The organism is Micromonospora sp. NPDC006431 (genome assembly GCF_042870725.1).
GTDB lineage: Bacteria > Actinomycetota > Actinomycetes > Mycobacteriales > Micromonosporaceae > Micromonospora.
In genome coordinates this window covers 42,461-60,424 of record NZ_JBIAHQ010000003.1, presented here as the reverse complement: position 1 = coordinate 60,424, position 17,964 = coordinate 42,461, and the positions used below count along the sequence as shown (strand labels likewise).

Annotated in this window: 16 protein-coding genes; 6 read left to right on the top strand and 10 right to left on the bottom strand. The window is 70.1% G+C overall.

The window, feature by feature from the left end:
• Positions 1-62: 62 nt before the first annotated feature.
• Both ACFYM6_RS06620 and ACFYM6_RS06615 read left to right on the top strand, forming a co-directional pair.
• Positions 63-1,910 carry a 2-oxoacid:acceptor oxidoreductase subunit alpha gene (locus ACFYM6_RS06620; RefSeq protein ID WP_387272926.1) on the top strand — a complete coding sequence of 616 codons (1,848 nt, stop codon included), beginning with the start codon at positions 63-65 and terminating at the stop codon, positions 1,908-1,910.
• A complete protein-coding gene (locus ACFYM6_RS06615) occupies positions 1,903-2,937 on the top strand; it encodes a 2-oxoacid:ferredoxin oxidoreductase subunit beta (RefSeq protein WP_387272924.1) in 1,035 nt (344 codons plus the stop codon). Before ACFYM6_RS06620 ends, ACFYM6_RS06615 begins: the two co-directional genes overlap by 8 nt.
• An 80-nt stretch (positions 2,938-3,017) precedes the next feature.
• Here ACFYM6_RS06615 and ACFYM6_RS06610 read toward each other — a convergent pair whose 3' ends face one another.
• The 3 genes from ACFYM6_RS06610 to ACFYM6_RS06600 form a co-directional block, all read right to left on the bottom strand.
• Positions 3,018-4,784, bottom strand: a complete 1,767-nt coding sequence (locus tag ACFYM6_RS06610) for a trypsin-like serine protease (RefSeq protein WP_387272922.1) — start codon at positions 4,782-4,784, stop codon at positions 3,018-3,020.
• A gap of 381 nt (positions 4,785-5,165) precedes the next feature.
• Positions 5,166-6,182 (bottom strand): potassium channel family protein, encoded by a 1,017-nt coding sequence (locus ACFYM6_RS06605; RefSeq protein WP_387272920.1) that lies wholly within the window; start codon positions 6,180-6,182, stop codon positions 5,166-5,168.
• The gene (locus tag ACFYM6_RS06600; protein WP_387272918.1) at positions 6,179-6,301 is read right to left on the bottom strand and encodes a hypothetical protein; all 123 of its coding nucleotides are present in this window, start codon (positions 6,299-6,301) and stop codon (positions 6,179-6,181) included. Before ACFYM6_RS06600 ends, ACFYM6_RS06605 begins: the two co-directional genes overlap by 4 nt.
• A gap of 40 nt (positions 6,302-6,341) precedes the next feature.
• On the opposite strand from ACFYM6_RS06600, the gene ACFYM6_RS06595 reads away from it, so the two are divergent.
• Positions 6,342-6,926: a helix-turn-helix domain-containing protein gene (locus tag ACFYM6_RS06595; protein ID WP_387272916.1), complete on the top strand. Its 585-nt coding sequence runs from the start codon at positions 6,342-6,344 to the stop codon at positions 6,924-6,926.
• A 136-nt stretch (positions 6,927-7,062) separates the two neighbouring features.
• The gene (locus ACFYM6_RS06590; RefSeq protein ID WP_387272914.1) at positions 7,063-7,656 is read left to right on the top strand and encodes an ATP-dependent Clp protease proteolytic subunit; all 594 of its coding nucleotides are present in this window, start codon (positions 7,063-7,065) and stop codon (positions 7,654-7,656) included.
• Positions 7,657-7,907: 251 nt separating this feature from the next.
• On the opposite strand, the gene ACFYM6_RS06585 is transcribed toward ACFYM6_RS06590, so the two are convergent.
• Positions 7,908-9,689 carry an adenylyl cyclase gene (locus tag ACFYM6_RS06585; protein ID WP_387272912.1) on the bottom strand — a complete coding sequence of 594 codons (1,782 nt, stop codon included), beginning with the start codon at positions 9,687-9,689 and terminating at the stop codon, positions 7,908-7,910.
• Between the two features lie 126 nt (positions 9,690-9,815).
• Positions 9,816-10,169: a winged helix-turn-helix transcriptional regulator gene (locus tag ACFYM6_RS06580; RefSeq protein ID WP_387272910.1), complete on the bottom strand. Its 354-nt coding sequence runs from the start codon at positions 10,167-10,169 to the stop codon at positions 9,816-9,818.
• Positions 10,170-10,294: 125 nt separating this feature from the next.
• Here ACFYM6_RS06580 and ACFYM6_RS06575 point away from each other — a divergent pair, with 125 nt between their 5' ends.
• A complete protein-coding gene (locus ACFYM6_RS06575) occupies positions 10,295-11,140 on the top strand; it encodes an SDR family oxidoreductase (RefSeq protein ID WP_387272908.1) in 846 nt (281 codons plus the stop codon).
• 58 nt (positions 11,141-11,198) lie between these two features.
• Here ACFYM6_RS06575 and ACFYM6_RS06570 read toward each other — a convergent pair whose 3' ends face one another.
• Entirely contained in the window at positions 11,199-11,975 is a 777-nt protein-coding gene (locus ACFYM6_RS06570; RefSeq protein WP_387272906.1) for an HAD-IIB family hydrolase, read from the bottom strand.
• Positions 11,976-12,144: 169 nt separating this feature from the next.
• Complete coding sequence (locus ACFYM6_RS06565) at positions 12,145-12,822, bottom strand: VOC family protein (protein WP_387272904.1); 678 nt, start codon at positions 12,820-12,822, stop codon at positions 12,145-12,147.
• A 160-nt stretch (positions 12,823-12,982) separates the two neighbouring features.
• Between ACFYM6_RS06565 and ACFYM6_RS06560 the strand changes: the two genes are divergently transcribed.
• Complete coding sequence (locus tag ACFYM6_RS06560; RefSeq protein WP_387272902.1) at positions 12,983-13,438, top strand: VOC family protein; 456 nt, start codon at positions 12,983-12,985, stop codon at positions 13,436-13,438.
• Positions 13,439-13,641: 203 nt separating this feature from the next.
• On the opposite strand, the gene ACFYM6_RS06555 is transcribed toward ACFYM6_RS06560, so the two are convergent.
• From ACFYM6_RS06555 to ACFYM6_RS06545, 3 genes are all read right to left on the bottom strand, one after another.
• Entirely contained in the window at positions 13,642-14,343 is a 702-nt protein-coding gene (locus ACFYM6_RS06555) for a hypothetical protein (protein WP_387272900.1), read from the bottom strand.
• Between the two features lie 241 nt (positions 14,344-14,584).
• Positions 14,585-15,634: a hypothetical protein gene (locus ACFYM6_RS06550; protein ID WP_387272898.1), complete on the bottom strand. Its 1,050-nt coding sequence runs from the start codon at positions 15,632-15,634 to the stop codon at positions 14,585-14,587.
• A 99-nt stretch (positions 15,635-15,733) separates the two neighbouring features.
• Positions 15,734-17,461, bottom strand: coding sequence for a BTAD domain-containing putative transcriptional regulator (locus tag ACFYM6_RS06545; protein WP_387272896.1), 1,728 nt, complete (start codon positions 17,459-17,461; stop codon positions 15,734-15,736).
• Between the last annotated feature and the right edge of the window lie 503 nt (positions 17,462-17,964).

The window sequence follows — 17,964 nt, the reverse complement described above, 5'->3', positions numbered from 1 at the left end:
GGCGGGGTCACCATCATGTTCAGCCGCCCGTGTGACGGCGCTGAGCGAAGCGAGGTGCGGGCGTGACCAAGCAGATCCGTCAACTGGACCGGGTGGTCATCCGGTTCGCCGGCGACTCCGGCGACGGCATGCAGCTCACCGGCGACCGGTTCACCTCGGAGACGGCCCAACTGGGCAACGACATCTCCACGTTGCCCAACTTCCCGGCCGAGATCCGGGCCCCCGCCGGCACCCTGCCGGGCGTGTCGAGCTTCCAGGTGCACTTCGCCGACTACGACATCCTGACCCCCGGCGACGCGCCGAACGTGCTGGTGGCGATGAACCCGGCCGCCCTCAAGGCCAACCTGGCCGAGCTGCCGCGCGGCGCGGACATCATCGTCAACACCGACGAGTTCACCAAGCGCAACCTGGCCAAGGTGGGCTACACGACCAACCCGCTGGAGGACGGCTCGCTCTCCGGCTACGTGGTGCACCCGGTCGCGCTGACCTCGATGACGGTCGGCGCGCTGGCCGCGCACGAGGTGTCCAAGAAGGACGCCGAGCGGGCCAAGAACATGTTCGCGCTCGGCCTGCTGAGCTGGATGTACTCCCGCCCGTACGACTCGACGCTGCGCTTCCTGGAGCGCAAGTTCGCGGCCCGCCCCGAGCTGGTCGCGGCGAACGTGGCCGCCTTCCGGGCCGGCTGGAACTTCGGCGAGACTACCGAGGACTTCTCCGTCCGGTACGAGGTCAAGCCGGCCAGCATGGTGCCGGGCACCTACCGGAACATCACCGGCAACGCCGCGCTGTCGCTGGGCCTGGTGGCCGCCGGCGTCCGCTCCGGGCTGCCCGTCTTCCTCGGGGCGTACCCGATCACCCCGGCCTCGGACATCCTGCACGAGCTGAGCAAGCACAAGCGGTTCGGCGTGATCACCATGCAGGCCGAGGACGAGATCGCCGCGGTCGGCGCGGCGCTGGGTGCGTCGTACGGCGGGTCGCTCGGGGTCACCACCACCAGCGGCCCGGGCGTGGCGCTGAAGGGCGAGACCATCTCCCTGGCCGTGGCGCTGGAGCTGCCGCTGGTCATCGTCGACGTGCAGCGCGCCGGGCCGTCCACGGGCATGCCGACCAAAACCGAGCAGGCCGACCTCAACATGGCGCTCTACGGCCGGCACGGCGAGGCCCCGGTCGCGGTGATCGCACCGAAGTCCCCGGCGGACTGCTTCTACGCCGCCCTGGAGGCGGCGCGGATCGCGCTGACCTACCGCACCCCGGTGATCCTGCTCTCCGACAACTACGTCGCCAACGGCTCCGAGCCGTGGCTGCTGCCGGACGTGGCGAGCCTGCCCGACCTCCGGGTCGACTTCGCCAGCCGGCCCAACGGCGAGGACGGCACCACCTTCCTGCCGTACCTGCGGGACCCGGAGACCCTGGCCCGGCCGTGGGCCGTCCCGGGCACCCCCGGGCTGGAGCACCGGATCGGCGGCCTGGAGAAGGCCGACAAGACCGGCGACATCTCGTACGACCCGGCGAACCACGACTTCATGGTGCGGACCCGGGCGGCGCGGATCGAGACCATCCCGGTGCCGGACGTCGAGGTGGAGGACCCGGACGGCGACGCCCGGGTGCTGGTGCTCGGCTGGGGCTCGACGTACGGCCCGATCGGGGCGGCGTGCCGTGGCCTGCGGCAGCGCGGGCTCTCCATCGCCCAGGCGCACCTGCGCCACCTGGCCCCGATGCCGGCCAACCTGGGCGAGGTGCTGCGCGCGTACGACCGGGTGGTCATTCCCGAGATGAACCTCGGCCAGCTCGCCCACGTGATCCGGGCGAAGTACCTGGTCGACGCGATCGGCTACAACCAGGTCCGCGGCCTGCCGTTCACCGCCGCCGAGCTGGAGACGATGCTGGAAGAGGTCCTGAAGAATGTCTGAGCCCATCGCCCTCAAGCTCACCGCCAAGGACTTCAAGTCCGACCAGGAGGTGCGCTGGTGCCCCGGCTGCGGCGACTACGCCATCCTGGCGGCCGTGCAGGGCTTCATGCCGGAGCTGAACATCCCCCGGGAGAACATCGTCTTCATCTCGGGCATCGGCTGCTCGTCCCGCTTCCCGTACTACATGAACACCTACGGGATGCACTCGATCCACGGCCGCGCCCCGGCGATCGCCACCGGCCTGTCGGCGACCCGACCGGACCTGTCGGTCTGGGTGGTCACCGGTGACGGCGACGCGCTCTCCATCGGCGGCAACCACCTGATCCACGCGCTGCGCCGCAACGTCAACCTCAAGATCCTGCTCTTCAACAACCGGATCTACGGCCTGACCAAGGGGCAGTACTCGCCGACCTCCGAGGTCGGCAAGATCACCAAGTCGACCCCGGTCGGCTCGGCGGACGCCCCGTTCAACCCGCTGTCGCTGGCGCTCGGCGCGGAGGCCACCTTCGTCGCCCGGACCATCGACTCCGACCGCAAGCACCTCCAGTCGGTGCTGCGGGCCGCCGCCGAGCACCAGGGCTCCGCGTTCGTGGAGATCTACCAGAACTGCAACATCTTCAACGACGGCGCGTTCGACCAGCTCAAGGAGCCGGCCACCCGGGACGACTACCTGATCCGGCTGGAGCACGGCCAGCCGATCACGTTCGGCAAGGACGGGCAGTTCTGCGTCGTCCACCCGCCGGGCGGCTTCGGCCTGGAGGTCCGCGACACCGCGGCCACCCCGGCCGAGGAGATCGTGGTGCACGACGCGGGCGTCACCGACCCCGCGTACGCCTTCGCGCTGTCCCGGCTGCCAGGGGCGGACCTGCGCAACACCCCGATCGGCGTGTTCCGCTCGGTGACCCGCCCGTCGTACGACCGGGTGGTGCAGGAGCAGGTCGCCACGGCTAAGGCCACCGTCGACGAGACGCCGGAGCAGCAGCTCGCCGGCCTCCTCGCCAGCGGTGACACCTGGACGATCGGCTAGCGTCCCGACGGAGAGGCCAGGGAAAAGGGCCCGCGACCTGTGGTCGCGGGCCCTTTCGTTGAGCGGTGGAGCGATCCCGGTCAGAAGACCAGGTTGTAGGAGCCCCAGCCGGTGGCGATCACCTGGCCGCGGCCGTCGATCCACTTGCCGTGCCCGTCGGTGGTGTAAATGCGCATGCTGTTGCCGCCGTCGACGCCCAGCATGTCCACCATGTTGTCGCCGTTCCAGTCACCCGGCGTGAGGATGTTCTTGAACCCGCCCCAGCCGGTGCCGATGAGCGTGCCCTTCGGGTTGGTCCAGCCACCCGTGCCGTTCGACTGGTACAGCTTCAGCTCGCCGACGCTGGTGCGGCCGATCAGCACCTCCAGGCCGTCACCCTTCCAGGCGCCCGGGGTGAGGAACAGGTTGAACGTGTTCCAGCCGGTGCCGATCAGGGTGCCCTTCGGGTTGTCCCAGCCGCCCTGGCCGTTGCTGGTGTAGCGGATGAGCTCGCCCTTGGAATTGCGGACCATCAGGCTCGGGCGGTTGTTGCCCAGCCAGTTGTTCGTCACCATCAGGGCGGTGAAGCCGCCCCAGCCAGTGCCGATCAGCTTGGGGCTGCCGAGGAACTTGCCGGCGCCGTCGGTGTTGTAGATCCACAGCTCGTTGGCCGTGTTCACCGCCATGATCGACGGCTTGTTGTCGCCGTTCCAGTTGTAGACCCGGAAGACGCGCTTGAAGCTGCCCCAACCGCTGCCGATGATCCGGCTCGACCAGATGCCGCCGTACCCGTCGTTGAAGAACCCGCTACCCAGGAAGAGCCGCAGGTTGCCGGCCGTGTCCCGGCCGATCAGGTCGGTGTGGCCGTCGCCGGTCCAGTCGGCGTTGACCAGCGGCGGGCGGGTGAAGTCCGCCTTGATCGCGTTGGAGTAGTAGCCCAGCTCCTCGTAGAAGCCCGGGTGCTCACCGCAGTTGCCGTAGCCCCAGTCGGTGAGGCCGACCTGCTTGGTGCCGTTGTTCACCAGCAGCGGGCCGCCGGAGTCGCCGCCGCAGGTGTCGGCGGACGGCGCGGTGGGCGTGCCGTCCCCGGCGCAGAGCATCCGGTTGGCGTCGTACCCGATGCCGACCCGGTTGGCGTCGGCGGCACAGTAGCTGTCGGTCTGGATCGGCACCGACGCCTTGCGCAGCCGGGTGTCACCCCTGACGTTCGGGTCCGACGTCGTGACGCCGTACCCGACGATGTCCGCCGTGTTGCCGGGCGCGTACGCCGTCTCGCCCTGGGCGCTGAAGGTGACCGGCGTGTACTCGACCGGCAGGTCCTTCTTGAGCGTGAGGACGGAGACGTCGTCGAGGATGATGTTGCTGCCCGCGTACTGCGCGGCGATGTTCCAGTTCTGGTGGGTCCAGGTGGAACCGACCTCCGCGACGTAGCCGGCGGTGGTGATGATGTCGCCGTTGGCGTCGAGGAGCTGGTCGTGCCCGGCGATGACCCGGGTGGTGCCCGCTCCGTCAGCGGTGCAGTGCGCCGCCGTCAGCACCTTGTTGCGGGCGATGATCGTGCCCGTGCACCAGCCATAGCCGCCCCCTTCGAGGTAGGTGACGACCCCGACGATGTAGGGGTGGTCCGCCGCGCTGACGGTGGTGCCGCCGACGATCCGCGGAGTCGCGCCAGTGCCCTTCGACTGGAACCGGGGACCGTACGCGCCCGGGGCGGGCGGGGTGAAGTTCCCCTCCCGGAAGTGCGGCAGCTTCGTCGGCCGTTCGGCCTGGGCGGTGCTCCCCGCGTCGTACGCGCCGGGCGCCGGGGCGGCCTGGACGGCCGTTCCCGGCGCGACGATCGCCGCGCCGCCGAGAGCGATGCCGGCCACAATTCCGGCCGCCCGTCGCCGTCGGGTTCCTGCGTTTTCTGCCTCTTGAGCCATAGTTTTCCCGTCGTTTGGTTACCGAGGCACTCGAAACTGCCGTCGTGACGCGGCACCCAGCGGAGGCTGAGAACGAGACACACGAGCTCCATGCGCTCGCGTGACAGTGAATCCCCCGTGCCCGGGCCAAGGTAATGGCGCCGGCGACCGACCGGTTGCCGCGCCCGTTGGCAGTTCCAAGCGGCCACACGCTAACAAGTCCGCGCCGAAAGATAAACATCCAAGTGGTTGATCGTGAATGTCCGACCGACCCTTGGCCCGGCATATCGCGGCACCCGAACACCTGGACCGGCGCCCCAACGCGCACGGCACCCGACGGCAACCGGATCAGGGTGCGGCGGCCGTCGCCTGGGGGCGGTCGTCTCGGACGTACACGACCATGTCGCCGGTCTCGATCTCCGCACCGGCCCGGTCGGTGAGCGTCACCACCCGGCCCCGCCGGACCAGCGCGATCACCAGGGAGTCCAGTTCGCGCGGCGACCTGCCCACCTCGTCGCGCTCCGCCGAGCGCATCGCCAGCGCCATGCCCTGCCCCGGGGTGAGCAGGTCCTCCACCACGTCGATCAGCGGCGGGGCGGAGGTGGAGAGGCCGAGCAGCCGGCCGGCGGTCGCCGAGGAGACGATCACGTGGTGCGCGCCGCTCTGCTTGAGCAGCGGGGCGTTCTCCGCCTCGCGTACCGCCGCGATGATCCGGACCTGGCCGGCGGTGAGCTGCCGCACGGTCAGCGCCACCAGCACCGAGGCGTCGTCACTGTCGGTCGCGATGATCACCGCGCGGGCCGTCCGGATGTGCGCCTGCTCCAGCACCGCCGACCGGGTCGCCGAACCCTCGATGGCGACCAGCCCGGCCGAGGTGGCCTGCCGCAGCGCGGCACCGCTCCGCTCCACCACCACGATCCGGGACTTGTCCGTCCCGTTCTCCAGCAGCGCGGAAACCGCGCTGCGGCCCTTGGTGCCGTAGCCGCAGATGATGACGTGGTCCTTCACGGTCCTCCTCCACCGCGACAGGCGACGGCCGGTCCGGTACTGGTCGGTCAGGACTTCCAGGGTGGTGCCGACCAGGATGATCAGGAAGAGCACCCGGGCCGGGGTGACGAAGACGACGTTGATCAGCCGGGCCGAGGGGCTGGCCGGGGTGATGTCGCCGTAGCCGGTGGTGGAGAGCGAGACCACCGCGTAGTAGAAGCAGTCGAGGAGGGTCATCCCGTCCTCGTTGACGTCGCGGTAGCCGTCCCGGTCGAGCCAGACCGCGGCCACCACGGCGCAGACCAGGGCCAGGGCGGCGAGCAGGCGCAGACTGAGCGCGCTCAGCGGCCCCCGCCGTTGCGCGGGAAAATGGATCACTGGCGGTCCTGCTCCGCCACGGTCACCTGCACGAGCACAAGATAGCCGTTGCGGCGGGCGCCGGCCTCCCGGGTCGCGGACCGCGCCCGCGTGACGTGCCCGGCCGTCGGACGGGGCATGATGGGGACGTCCCGGGACGACGACCGCGAGGAGGCCCGCATGTCGTTGCTGCGACGGGTGATCGGCGGGGTGCTCCGCCGGGTACGGCTGCGGCAGGGCCGGACGCTGCGCGAGGTGGCCCAGGCGGCCGGGGTGTCGCTGCCGTACCTCTCGGAGGTGGAGCGCGGCCGCAAGGAGGCATCCTCGGAGGTGTTGGCCGCCATCTGCCGGGCCCTCGGGATCCACCTCTCCGACCTGCTCGAGGAGGCCCGCGACGAGCTGCGGCAGGTCGAGCGGCGGACGCCGGTGACGTCGGGGGTGGCCCTGGCCCGGCTGGACCGGGTGCCGGCGGCGCACGCCCCCCGCACCGGTCCGCACGTGCGGGTGGGTGGTGCACCCCGGCTGCACGTCGCCCGACGCCCCGCCCTGCCGGCACCGCTGCTCGGCGGGTCGCTGCGGCTGCCGGAGGCCGCGTTCCCGCTCGGCGGCGCGAGCCTCGGTTACCCGTCGCCGACGACCGTCGGGTCCGGCACCCGGATCTGGCTGTTCCCCGCGCCGACCGACGCGCGGCGTCGCCCGCGTACCTCGGCCACGCTGGCCAGGCGGCGGGCCCGGGCGGGCCGGCGGCGACTGGCCGCGGCCTAGGGCCCGCCGGTTCTGCCGACGGCGGATCTGCCGCGGGCAGAAACCCTGGGCCCGGGGCCACCGTCCGCCGGACGCTGGAGACCGCCGGTTCCCGGGCGGCCCGTCGCCCGCCGGTGGCACGGAGGGTGGTCAGGTCATGGGGTACGGCATCTGGATGCTGGACGAGGGGCAACCGTCCCTCGGCGATCGGGTCTTCGAGCGGCTGCTCGCCGAACGCATCATCTTCCTCGGCACCGAGGTCACCGACGCCTCGGCCAACCAGATCTGCGCGCAGATCCTGCTGCTCGCGGCCGAGGATCCGGAGCGGGACATCTTCCTCTACATCAACTCGCCGGGCGGCTCGGTCAGCGCCGGGATGGCCGTCTACGACACGATGCAGTATGTCAAGAACGACGTGGCGACGCTGGCGCTCGGGATGGCCGGCTCGATGGGGCAGTTCCTGCTCTGCGCCGGGACGGCCGGGAAGCGGTTCGCCCTCCCCCACTCGCGGATCATGATGCACCAGCCGTCCGGCGGTTTCGGTGGCACGGTCGCCGACATCAGCATCCAGGCGGAGAACATGCTGCACGTGAAGCGGACCATGCAGGAGCTGATCGGCCGGCACAGCGGGCGCCCGCTGCCGGAGATCCAGCGCGACTGGGACCGGGACCGCTGGTTCACCGCCGAGGAGGCCCTCGAGTACGGCCTCATCGACCAGGTCGTCGCCCGAGCCGAGCAGCTCGCCGCCTGACCGCCGGCCGACACTGGGGCGACCGGCCGGGCGCGCGTGGCGCAGATCGCCCGGAACGTGCGCGGGCATCGGCGACGGCCGGTGCCGGACACGCCCCCTCGATCGCGTCCGACACCGGCCGTGGGTGGCCGCGAAGGCTCATATGCACCGGAGCCTATGGTCGGGACGGTGCCTGTGCACGGTGGAGCGGGCGCAGCGCGTTCCGGTGAATTTTTGTTACCTCACCGGCGCGCCGCGCCCGCGCCCCCGTCTCACGGGTAGCTGATCACCGGGCTGGTGCCGTACGAGCCGACGACCGGCGTGCCGGCCTCGTTGATGGTGCGTTCGATGCCGCCGCTGCCGTCGAGGAAGACGGTGATCGCGTTGTGGAACCGCACACCGGCCCGGCGCGGCGCCTCGATCGCCCGGTCACAGCGGATGTCGACGCCCTGGTTGAAGTAGGAGTAGACCCCCAGCCCCCACGCCTCGTGCGTGCGGACGTGGTCGGCGACCCGGTACGACGCCCAGCCCCGCCCGGTCGGGCTGTGCCAGGCGGCCTGGCTCGGCGGGTCGTACGGCAACTCGCTCTGGTAGAACACGGTCCGGCCGCGCTCACCGTTCCAGACGGTCTGCCACCGCTGGTAGTGCTCGACGAAGAGCCCGTACGCGGTCACGTCGTCGCCGTTGACCACCACCCCGGTGCCGGCGGTGTTGACGGTCCAGCCGATGGTGCCCGGCTTGCCGTGGTCGCCGCGCCAGGCCCAGATGTTGTCGATCAGGGTGTGCCGGCTGTTCACCACCAGGCTGGTGACCGCCCGGCCGGCCGAGGGTCCGCCGATTCGGAAGAAGACGTCCTGGAGCGAGATCGGGTTGGTCGCGTGCGACCGGTGGCTGTTCCGCTTGCCGACCTCGACCAGCACCTCCGACTCGACCGGCCCGGCGTCGACCAGTACCCCCGCGATGCGTACCCCGTCCACGTCCTCGATGCGCAGGGCCGCGTCGCCGGTGGTCGGGGCGAGGCTGGGCATGCCGAGGCCGAGCACGACGGTGTCCGGGTGCTTGACCCGCAGTGTCCGGTCGAGGTGGTAGACGCCCGGGGTGAGCAGCAGGTGTCGACCCCGGGACAGCTCCTGGTTGATCCGCTGCGCGGAGTCGGTGGGCCTGGCGACGAAGAAGGCGGACAGCGGCAACGAGGGTACGGCCGCGCCCCAGCTGGTGCCGGCGGTGTCGTGCCGGAGCCCGGGTACGGCCACCCGCCAGCGGCCCGCGCCGTCGACGAAGAGGTACGGCTTCTCCCGGGTGACCGGGCTGGTCGGCAGGGTGGTGTACGGCGGGTTCGGGAAGCCCTGCGCGGGCGCGCCGAGCACGCCGGAGAAGACCTGGTTCCAGACCCCGTTGGTCCAGTCGCCGCCGAGTTCGCTGTCCCGGGTCAGCCACTGCTGCTGGGAGCCGTTGATGGTGATGCCGTCCACCTTGGAGTCGGCGATGTAGCCGCCGCTGGAGTAACCGCCGTTGCCCGGCTCCAGCCAGAGGATGCCCTTGATGTGCACCCGGCGCATCGGGGACGCCTGGGAGACCGCCCACTGGTTCGACCAGTCGGTCGGGGTCACGGCGAGGTTCTCCACCGAGCGCCAGAAGTTGGTGAGGGCGGAGATGCCGGCCGGCGAGTTCGGGTCGGGCTGCCCGATCACCCGTACCGCGCCGTGGATCTCCACGTCGTCCGGGTGGGCGCCGAGACCGGCGACGGTGGTGTAGTAGCCGAGCTTCGCGTTGGCCTCGTACCGGCCGGGCTTGAACAGCACGGCGTACCGGTCGGTGCCCATCTCGTTGCGTTCCTGTGCGGCGAAGAGACGGTCCAGGGTGGACTGGATCTCCTCGATCGGGGTGGTCGGGTCGTACACGAAGACGTTGGGGCCGAGGTCCGGCTCGGCGTCCTCGGGACGGCCGGGCGCGGCGGCGGCCGGGAGAGCGGGGAGCCCGAGGCCGGTGAGGGACGCGGCCGAGGCGGCGGTCAGGGTGAGGAAACGGCGGCGGGAGGGGTCGAGTGGTCTCATCTACCTGCCCTGTCGGTGATGGGGTAGGGATCGGCCGGGGAGCCGTGAGAGCGCTCTCCGGGACGGGACGCCCTGTTCCTACCGCATCGACGCCGATCGCGCCAGGGTGCGCCGGTTCCGGAACCGTCAGCGGGCGTCGTAGCGGGCCCGGGCGGCCTCCACCTCGTCGAGGTGGGTGGTGGCCCACGCCTCCAGGCCGGCGACCAGGTCGAGCAGGCTGCGACCGAGGTCGGTGAGCGCGTAGTCGACCCGGGGCGGCACGCTGGCCTGCACGGCACGGGTGACGATGCCGTCGCGTTCCAGCCCGCGCAGGGTCTGGGTGAGCATCTTCTGGCTGATCCCGTCGATCCGCCCGGCCAGTTCGCCGTAGCGCTTCCCGCCGTCGGCGAGAGTGAGCACGATCAGCACGCTCCACCGGTCGCCGATCCGGTCGAGGACCTTCCGGCTGCCGCAGTTCCGGTTGAACGGGTCCGCCTGCACGCGCTTCACTCTCCTTCGGTGCGTATCGAACTTGAAGGTGCCTACTCTCCAACGGGAAGTAAGGCTGCGATGTTCCCGTTGCTGTGCGAAGACAGTGTTCTCAGCACCGACCACAGGGAGTTCCCATGTCCATCGTCGTCACCGGCGCCACCGGCCACCTCGGCCGCCTGATCGTCCAGTCGCTGCTCGACCGGGGCGTACCGGCCGACCAGATCGTGGCGGCCGGCCGCGACGTCGACCGGCTGGCCGGCCTCGCCGGGCGCGGCCTGGTCACCCAGCGGGTGGACTACGACGACGCCGAGTCGTTGCAGGCCGCCTTCGCCGGCGCGGAGCAGCTGATGTTCGTCTCCGGCAGCGAGGTCGGCCGGCGCGTGGTGCAGCACGGCAACGTGATCACCGCCGCCAAGGCCGCGGGCGTCGGGCTGGTCGTCTACACCAGCATCGCCAAGGCGGACACCTCCAGCCTGGTGCTCGCCGCCGAGCACAAGGCGACCGAGCAGCTGATCCTGGACTCCGGCCTGCCGCACGTCTTCCTGCGCAACAGCTGGTACCTGGAGAACTACACCGGGCAGCTCCCCACGTACCTCCAGCACGGGGTCGCCGGCGCGGCGAACGACGGCCGGGTCAGCGCCGCCACCCGCGCCGACTACGCCGAGGCCGCCGCCGTCGTCCTCACCACCGAGGGGCACACCAACCGGGTGTACGAGCTGGGTGGCTCGCCGTTCACCATGACCGAGCTGGCCGCCGAGATCTCCCGGCAGAGCGGCAACAGCGTGTCGTACCTCGACCTGCCGGTCGACAAGCTCACCGAACTGCTGGTCGCGGCCGGTCTGCCCGAGGGGTACGCGGCCGTGCTCGCCGACGGCGACCGCGGTCTCGCCCAGGGTGACCTGGAGGTCGGTGACGACCTGGCGAAGCTGCTCGGCCGCACGCCGACCACGCTCGCCGAGGCGATCCGCGCGGCGCTCTGAGCCGCCTGGGCAGCGGGGCCTCAGCACGCGCTTGGGGCCCCGTTTCCGGGCTCGGCGGTTACGCCCGCTGAGCGTGCCGCCGGACCAGGTCGTCGACGAGCACCTGCACGTAGTCGGCCGTCTCCTCCCAGCAGGTGACGGCGTGGCACCGGATGCCCATCGCCTTGACCGGGTAGTCGTTGCCGCCGTGGTCCAGCCGGTCGCCGACGAAGAGCACGTTGTCGTGCTTCAGGTCCAGGCACTCCAGCAGCTTGCGCATGCCATACGCCTTGTCCACGCCCTTGCGGGTGACGTCGATCGAGGTGGAGCCGCCGCCGCGTACCTCCAGGTCGGGCAACTGCTCGGCGACCGCGTCCCGGAGCCGCTTCTTCTTGCTGCCGTCCGGGTCCCAGCCGTACTTCTCCTGCGGCGGGGCGGACTGGCCCAGCGCCGAGAAGGTGATCTGGCTGCCCCGGTCCTCGATGATGTCGCCCCAGGTCCGGTCCTCCCAGAGGCCGAGCGCCTTCGCCGACTCGGTGAGCGCCGCGACGATCCGGATCTTGTCCGCCTCGCTCAGGTCCTCGGCGTAGACCAGCCGCCAGTCGCCGTCCCGCCAGCGGTAGTACCGGGTGCCGCAGGTCGGCATGAGGTGCAGCCGGCTGCGCTGCTCCTCGGTGAGCTCGAGGTGGGCCAGCACCTGCGCCTCGAACTGCTCGAACCGGCCACCGGAGATGATCAGGACGTCCACCTCGGTGAGCAGGTGGCCGAGGAGTTCCGCCATGCGACGATCGATCTGCGACTTGGAGACGGCCAGGGTGTCGTCCAGGTCGAACGCCACCACTCGAAGATCGTTCATCAACAAACCACCATGTCGTCGCGGGCAGGCCAGGACTAGCAGGGTACCGATGTGACACCCTCCGCCGGCCGCGAGTCCAGAACGTGACGGTACGCAGTCCTCCCGCGCGGAGCGTAACAGCGCGGCGAGTGGGCCCGGGCCCGGACGACACGGCAGCACCCGAACGGCGTCACGCCGCACCGCCGGCACCCGGCCAGCCGGCCGTGCCGACGCAGGCCTCGTTGCCCTCGGCGTCGGCCAGCACCCAGTTCGGCGGCGCGTCCGCGTCGCTGACCAGCCGTCCGCCGGCCGCCAGCGCCGCCGCCACCCGGGCCTCGGCCTGGTCGTACGGGACCCAGACGTCGACGTGGACCCGGTTGCGTTGCGGTCGCGGCGCGTCCATCGCCTGAACCCAGAACGCCGGCCCCCGGCCGCGCGGGTCGACCAGGTCCTCAGGGCTGCCGGCCCGGTGGACGTAGCCGAGCAGGGCGCGCCAGAACGGCGTCACGTCGGGGCCGACCAGCGCGTCGATGGTGACCTGCACGGTCTGCACGGCCGACGGGTCGGCGGGTACGCCCAGCTCCCGGGCCACCGCCGAGATCCGCCGGGCCAGCTCGAGGTCGCGCCCGGTCAGCCCGTAGTAGTCGGACGTGAGAGTGATCAGCCGGACGGCCACCCCGCCGTGCCGCAGGTCGACGTCCGGATGATGGTCGTCGAGGCCGGGCAGCTCGCCGATCGCCCGGACAAGGCGGGCACCGGCCGCGAACGAGCCGGTACGGAACCAGGCACACGCCCCCTCGCCCAGCACCCGCCATTCCTCGACCCCGGCGGCCGCGTGGAACTGCCCCGGCGTGATCCGCTCCGACAACGTCTTCTCCCTCGGTGATGCGACTCGGTCCACCGAGGTGACGGCGGACCGTTCCCCGTCCGGCGGGAGTTTCTGAAGCCGCGTATGTGACGACAACAGAGCTGGGAGGCTGGCGTAGACCCCTACGTCGGCAGGACCAGGCGACCGTGAGGAGAGCCCGATGGTGGACCGCGACGATCTTCCCGCGCCACGGCAGGGTCTGGTTGTCACACACTTCCTCACCGTGCGCGACGTCGCCGTCTCGCGGAAGTTCTACGCCGACATCTTCGGTGGGCAGGTCGTCCTCGCCGAGAACCCGACGATCGTCAAGATCGCCAACAGCTGGATCATCATGAACCCCGGCGGCGGGCCCACCCCCGACAAGCCCGACATCACCCTGACCCCGCATGAGCCGGGCGACCCGGTCTCCGCGTTCCTCAACGTCCGGGTGGCCGACATCGCCGCCTTCTACGCCGACGCCCGGGCCAAGGGCGGGCAGTTCCTGACCGAACCACTCGACCGCAAGGCCGAGGTGCGCTGCTACCTCCGCGACCCGGACGGCTACCTCATCGAGATCGGGCAGGCCACCGGGATGCTGCAGGGCATCTACGCCGACAAGCCCGCCAGTTCGAGCTGATCCTTCCCGCCCTGGGCGGTGGCCGTCCCGGCGTCCGCCGCGCTTCGACCTGGCGAGCAGCGCTGGAGTACGGGAGCGGAATTCTGGGCTCGTGACCCAGAGAGCGTAGCGGCCATTTGACGGCATTGAGTCGAGACGCAGGTTGGGCCCGCCGCGGAGCAGCGAGCCGAACCCCCGTGTCGCATGTGTGCGGCTATCCCCGGCTAACCGATGAGTTCTGAGACTGATCGGTCAATGTTGATGGTCAGCGGACCGTCTGGCTGGAAGCCCGGAAGACCCACAGCGCGATCGACCGACGCCAACCATTCCGGGAGTGCCGACTCCACCAGGTCGATGGATGTGGTCACCGGCGAGTACCCGATATCGAAGGCACGAATTTCATCACCTACCTCGATCCTTACGTAGTGCCACTGCGAACCGGCGCGTTCAGCGGAGCGCAACGTCAACTCGGAATTATTCATCGAGGCAACAAAGTCTTCCGTAACACCGATCACCTCAGGACCGGTGTTTCGATTAACGAACGTAAAGACATTCTCCACCTGCTCACCGCACGAGAGATACGACCTGAAGTTTGATGCCTTCTGCACCGAGGCGAGGTCGGCATCGAGCAGCCAGGCAGATTTTCTCGAGCAGAAGGTCGGGCCCTCCCCTTCCGGCTCCCGCCCCAGGGGAGAGTCGGTCCGGTAGACCCCCGTGACGGAAACAGAGCTGGCCTCATCGATCATGACCGTCAACCAGGGCTGGAACAACAGGCGATCCCCCGAGAAGGAGGCGCTGATCATTCGAATTCCGGCCAGCTTGGATACGGCGATGCGCTTGAGCGTGCCAACGTTCTGCAGGAGGCGAGGCGGTCGCATCACGACGAAACCAGGGTACCCAGCTTCCGAACCTTCACCCTCGCTCACGGGACCCACCCTTCAATATCACCCCTTCCGCGATCACCACCTAAGGACCACTTGGCACGTGGTCGACAGCATCGATATCGACGTTGCCGGCTGGATCCGCCGCCTTTATGGCGTTCAGCGGATCTGCCAACGGAAGTCCCACAAAGCCCATTCCCATCGTCCGCATCACTAGCTGAAAGGGGATTTGGCGCGCTCCCCCCGACAGCCTCGCCGCAGCGCCGGGCCCGCTGGAGCGCGCATGTCAGCAGCGGCCGCCGACCTGCCCTACGTCCTCTGCGTCCTCTGCGACCACCATACGGAGATCCTCGGCCTTCCCTTCATCACCGAGAACGGCCAATGAGCCGCTCACCGGCTCAACGGCGAAGTCAGCGTACTCACCGCGGAGCACGAGGGAGAAGTCTCCTCCGTTCGCCGGCGTCGCCCAGATTCCCGAAGTCGCCCAGATTCCCAAACCTGATTTCTCACCGGAGACAAGCAAGCTGCAGTCGTTCAGTGCGACGAGTTGAGTGGGACGCCGCAACGTCTCGACTGACCTACGCACGTTCTTCCACTGGGGATCGGATCGGTAGACGAACCATTCCACATCGCCTCTGCCTTCGGGCTCAACACCTGCCGACGACGGAGCAGCGAGAAGAGCCACCGACTCCCCGGCCCGGGTGACAAAGCCACCCATGGGCAGCTCGCGGCAGTCGGAATCTAGTCGTCGATACGTCGAACCGACGTCCAGCAGTCCGCCGCCCACCTCGAGCGCGGGGATCGGATCAACGTGTGACCCGCTGACAACACCCACCGCCGAGCAATAGTAGCCATCGCCGGAGACCAGAAGTTGCGACCCGTACCATTCGACCCGGTTCACCACTGGCCGGGAAGGCTCATGGCTAATGCGGGCGACCTCTTCCGTACGGCCGGTCTCCGGGTCGAGGAGCGCCACGACGGAGGCCGCATCGCATTCCCACAGCAGCGTGATACGGCCTTCCGCACCCGCCGCCAGGTCTTTGATCACGCCCTCGTCGCACCCTCCGGCAAGGGGGACCCGGGCCGCTCGATGCTCTGGTCCGACACTCCAGAGCTCGGTCGCCCCAGCGCTCGCATACAGTGGTTCCCGCGCGAAGTACAGCTTCCGCTCATGCCAGAGCAGGCTCGACAGGTAGCCGCCGGGCACGCCATCAACTCTGTCGCCCACGGCTTTCAAATGACCGAGGATCTGGGCTCCGCCGACGACTGTCCCCAGTACCGAGACCGCCAGGATGACGGCAGTCAGTACGGGCCGTCGGCGGAGCCAGATCAACATTGACTTCCTTAGTTTGCTAGTCGACATACCGACCGATATAGATGGATGGCATTCCCCGCTTGACCTGCGCTTGCCCCCGGGAAACCGGATGGAAGGTTGTCACAGCACGGCGTTGACCGGCACCATCGAGACAAAAGAGGCAATTCCCTGCCAACCGAGGTCCCGCCAGGCGGACCGTGGCCGGGTCGATTCGCCGGCGCGCAGGACATGCGCCGGCGCGAGCGGCACGGCGGCCAGCTCGGTGAGATATTCACGAACCAGCGCCGGCAGGTGGTAGCCAGCGGGGCCGTCCGGGTGGAGCAGGTGGGCGTCGACGAGGCTGTCCAAGGCCCGTCGGATTCGCTGGGTGCTGACCCCGAGCTGGGCGGCAGCTCGATCCGCCAGTTCTGGCGCATCGGGGTGGGCACCGAGCAGTTCCAGGAGCTGCCCGGCCACCTCGTCCTCGGCACGGACAGCGGCGACGATGCTGGCCAGGCTGGCCCGCACCGACAGATCCCCGTCAGCGAGCAGGTCCAGCCGGTCGCGGTCGTCGCCGAGCTGGGCGACCAGGGTGGCCACCGGCATGGTGGGCCAGCGCGCCAGGCGGGCGCCGGCGATCCGCAACGCCAGCACCGAGCCGGCGCACAGTCGGACCAACTCCGCGGTGGCCGCTCCATCGGCCGCCAACCGTTGCCGCCCCACAATGCTGGCCAGCAGGTCCCGTGCCTGCCCAGCACCCAGCGGCCGCAGCGCTACCCGCCGGATGCCGTCCAGGCTGCCGAGCTGCCGCGAACCGACGGCGATCAGGGCGGGCCCCGGACCGGCGGGAATCAGCGGTCGCACCTGGGCCGCCCTCGTGACGCCGTCAACGACCATCAGCAGCCGGCGCCCGGCGACCAGGGAACGGAACCAGCCAGCCCGCTCGTCGCCGTCCTCGGGCACGTCAGCGGGGGCGACCCCCAACGCCCGCAGCACCCGGGCCAGTACCTCACCCGGAGTCACTGCGCTGCGGTGGCCGAGGTCGACGAAGACCTGCCCGTCCGGGAAGTTGGCGGCCACCTGGTGCGCGGCGCGGACCGCCAGCGAGGTCTTGCCGCTGCCCGCCGCGCCGGTGACGATCACCGCGGCCGGTGCCGGACCGCGCAGCGCCGCGACCACGTCGGCGGTCTCCCGGACCCGGGCGACGACGGTGACCAGGTCCGCCGGAAGCTCCCGCGGCACTGCCCAGCCGGCAGCAGACCGCGTCTCGACGGCCGGCATGACCAGGGGGCCAGAGGGCGCCGCCGTCGACAGCTCGGGCGCCCGATCGAGCATCGCTCGATGCAGGCTCGTCAGCGCCTCACCGGGCTCGATACCGAGCTGTTCGTTGAGGACGGCCCGCGCATCCCGATAGACAACGAGCGCCGCCGGCACCTCCCCACAACGGTAGAGGGCGAGCATGAGCTGCCCCCAGGCCCGCTCCCGCAGCGGGTGCGCGGCGAGGTGACGACGCAGTTCGGCAAGCAGTAGCGCATGCTGGCCGGCGGCGAGTCGGGCCTCCGCCAGCTCCTCGAACACCTGCAACCGCTGCTCGTCGAGACTGGCCCAGCGGTTGTCCAACGCCGTGCCACGCGGCACCCCGTCACCGGAGGCGCCACGCCATTGCGCCAGTGCGCTGGCCAGCGCCCCGATGGCGCCGAGCGGGTCGGGCGTAGCCAGCATGCTGTGCCCCTCCCCCGCCAGCCGCTGGAACTCGGTCACATCCAGCTCATCCGCCGCCAGCCGCAGCTCATACGCATTTCGGTGCGCGACGAGGCGGGCACCCAACATGCGCCGCAACACGGCGACGTGCGACCGCAGGTTAGCCACGGCGGAAGCCGGCGGGGCATCGGACCAGACCATGCCGGCCAGCCGACTGAGCGCGACGGGCCGGTTCGCATCGAGGGCCAACCCGGCCAGAACCGCCCGCCGATTGGCCCCGCTAGGGGTGGCCTCCTCGCCGTCCATGAGGACTTCCACCGGGCCTAGAAGCCGAATCCGTAGTTCCATGCCGCGCTCCCCCGTTGAACCCATGAGCGCGCTCAGGCTAGGGAAGCGATTCATCGGTCGGCAAGGCGCAAACCGGACGGACTGTCGTGACGAGCGTCAATATCTTCCAGCGGCGTGTCCATGTAATACAACTGCCGATGCAGACGCCCAGTTCTTGACCCGTTACGAACAGCCACCGGGACCGGGCTCGACCGAACGTGCCGCCGGCACCCTACACCGTGCCTGCCCCAACCGATCTGGCAGCGCTGCCCATCAGCTGACAACACGAAGGCAATCGCTGAGGCGAATCACCGGCCGCCGAGCTCCCTCGTCTGTCGCTCGCA

Coding starts and splice junctions, on each gene's coding strand:
- ACFYM6_RS06550 (WP_387272898.1), bottom strand. CDS start 15,634: ATGTTGATCTGGCTCCGCCGACGGCCCGTACTGACTGCCGTCATCCTG.
- ACFYM6_RS06570 (WP_387272906.1), bottom strand. CDS start 11,975: ATGAACGATCTTCGAGTGGTGGCGTTCGACCTGGACGACACCCTGGCC.
- ACFYM6_RS06615 (WP_387272924.1), top strand. CDS start 1,903: ATGTCTGAGCCCATCGCCCTCAAGCTCACCGCCAAGGACTTCAAGTCC.
- ACFYM6_RS06595 (WP_387272916.1), top strand. CDS start 6,342: ATGTCGTTGCTGCGACGGGTGATCGGCGGGGTGCTCCGCCGGGTACGG.
- ACFYM6_RS06590 (WP_387272914.1), top strand. CDS start 7,063: ATGGGGTACGGCATCTGGATGCTGGACGAGGGGCAACCGTCCCTCGGC.
- ACFYM6_RS06585 (WP_387272912.1), bottom strand. CDS start 9,689: ATGAGACCACTCGACCCCTCCCGCCGCCGTTTCCTCACCCTGACCGCC.
- ACFYM6_RS06560 (WP_387272902.1), top strand. CDS start 12,983: ATGGTGGACCGCGACGATCTTCCCGCGCCACGGCAGGGTCTGGTTGTC.
- ACFYM6_RS06600 (WP_387272918.1), bottom strand. CDS start 6,301: ATGCCCCGTCCGACGGCCGGGCACGTCACGCGGGCGCGGTCCGCGACC.
- ACFYM6_RS06575 (WP_387272908.1), top strand. CDS start 10,295: ATGTCCATCGTCGTCACCGGCGCCACCGGCCACCTCGGCCGCCTGATC.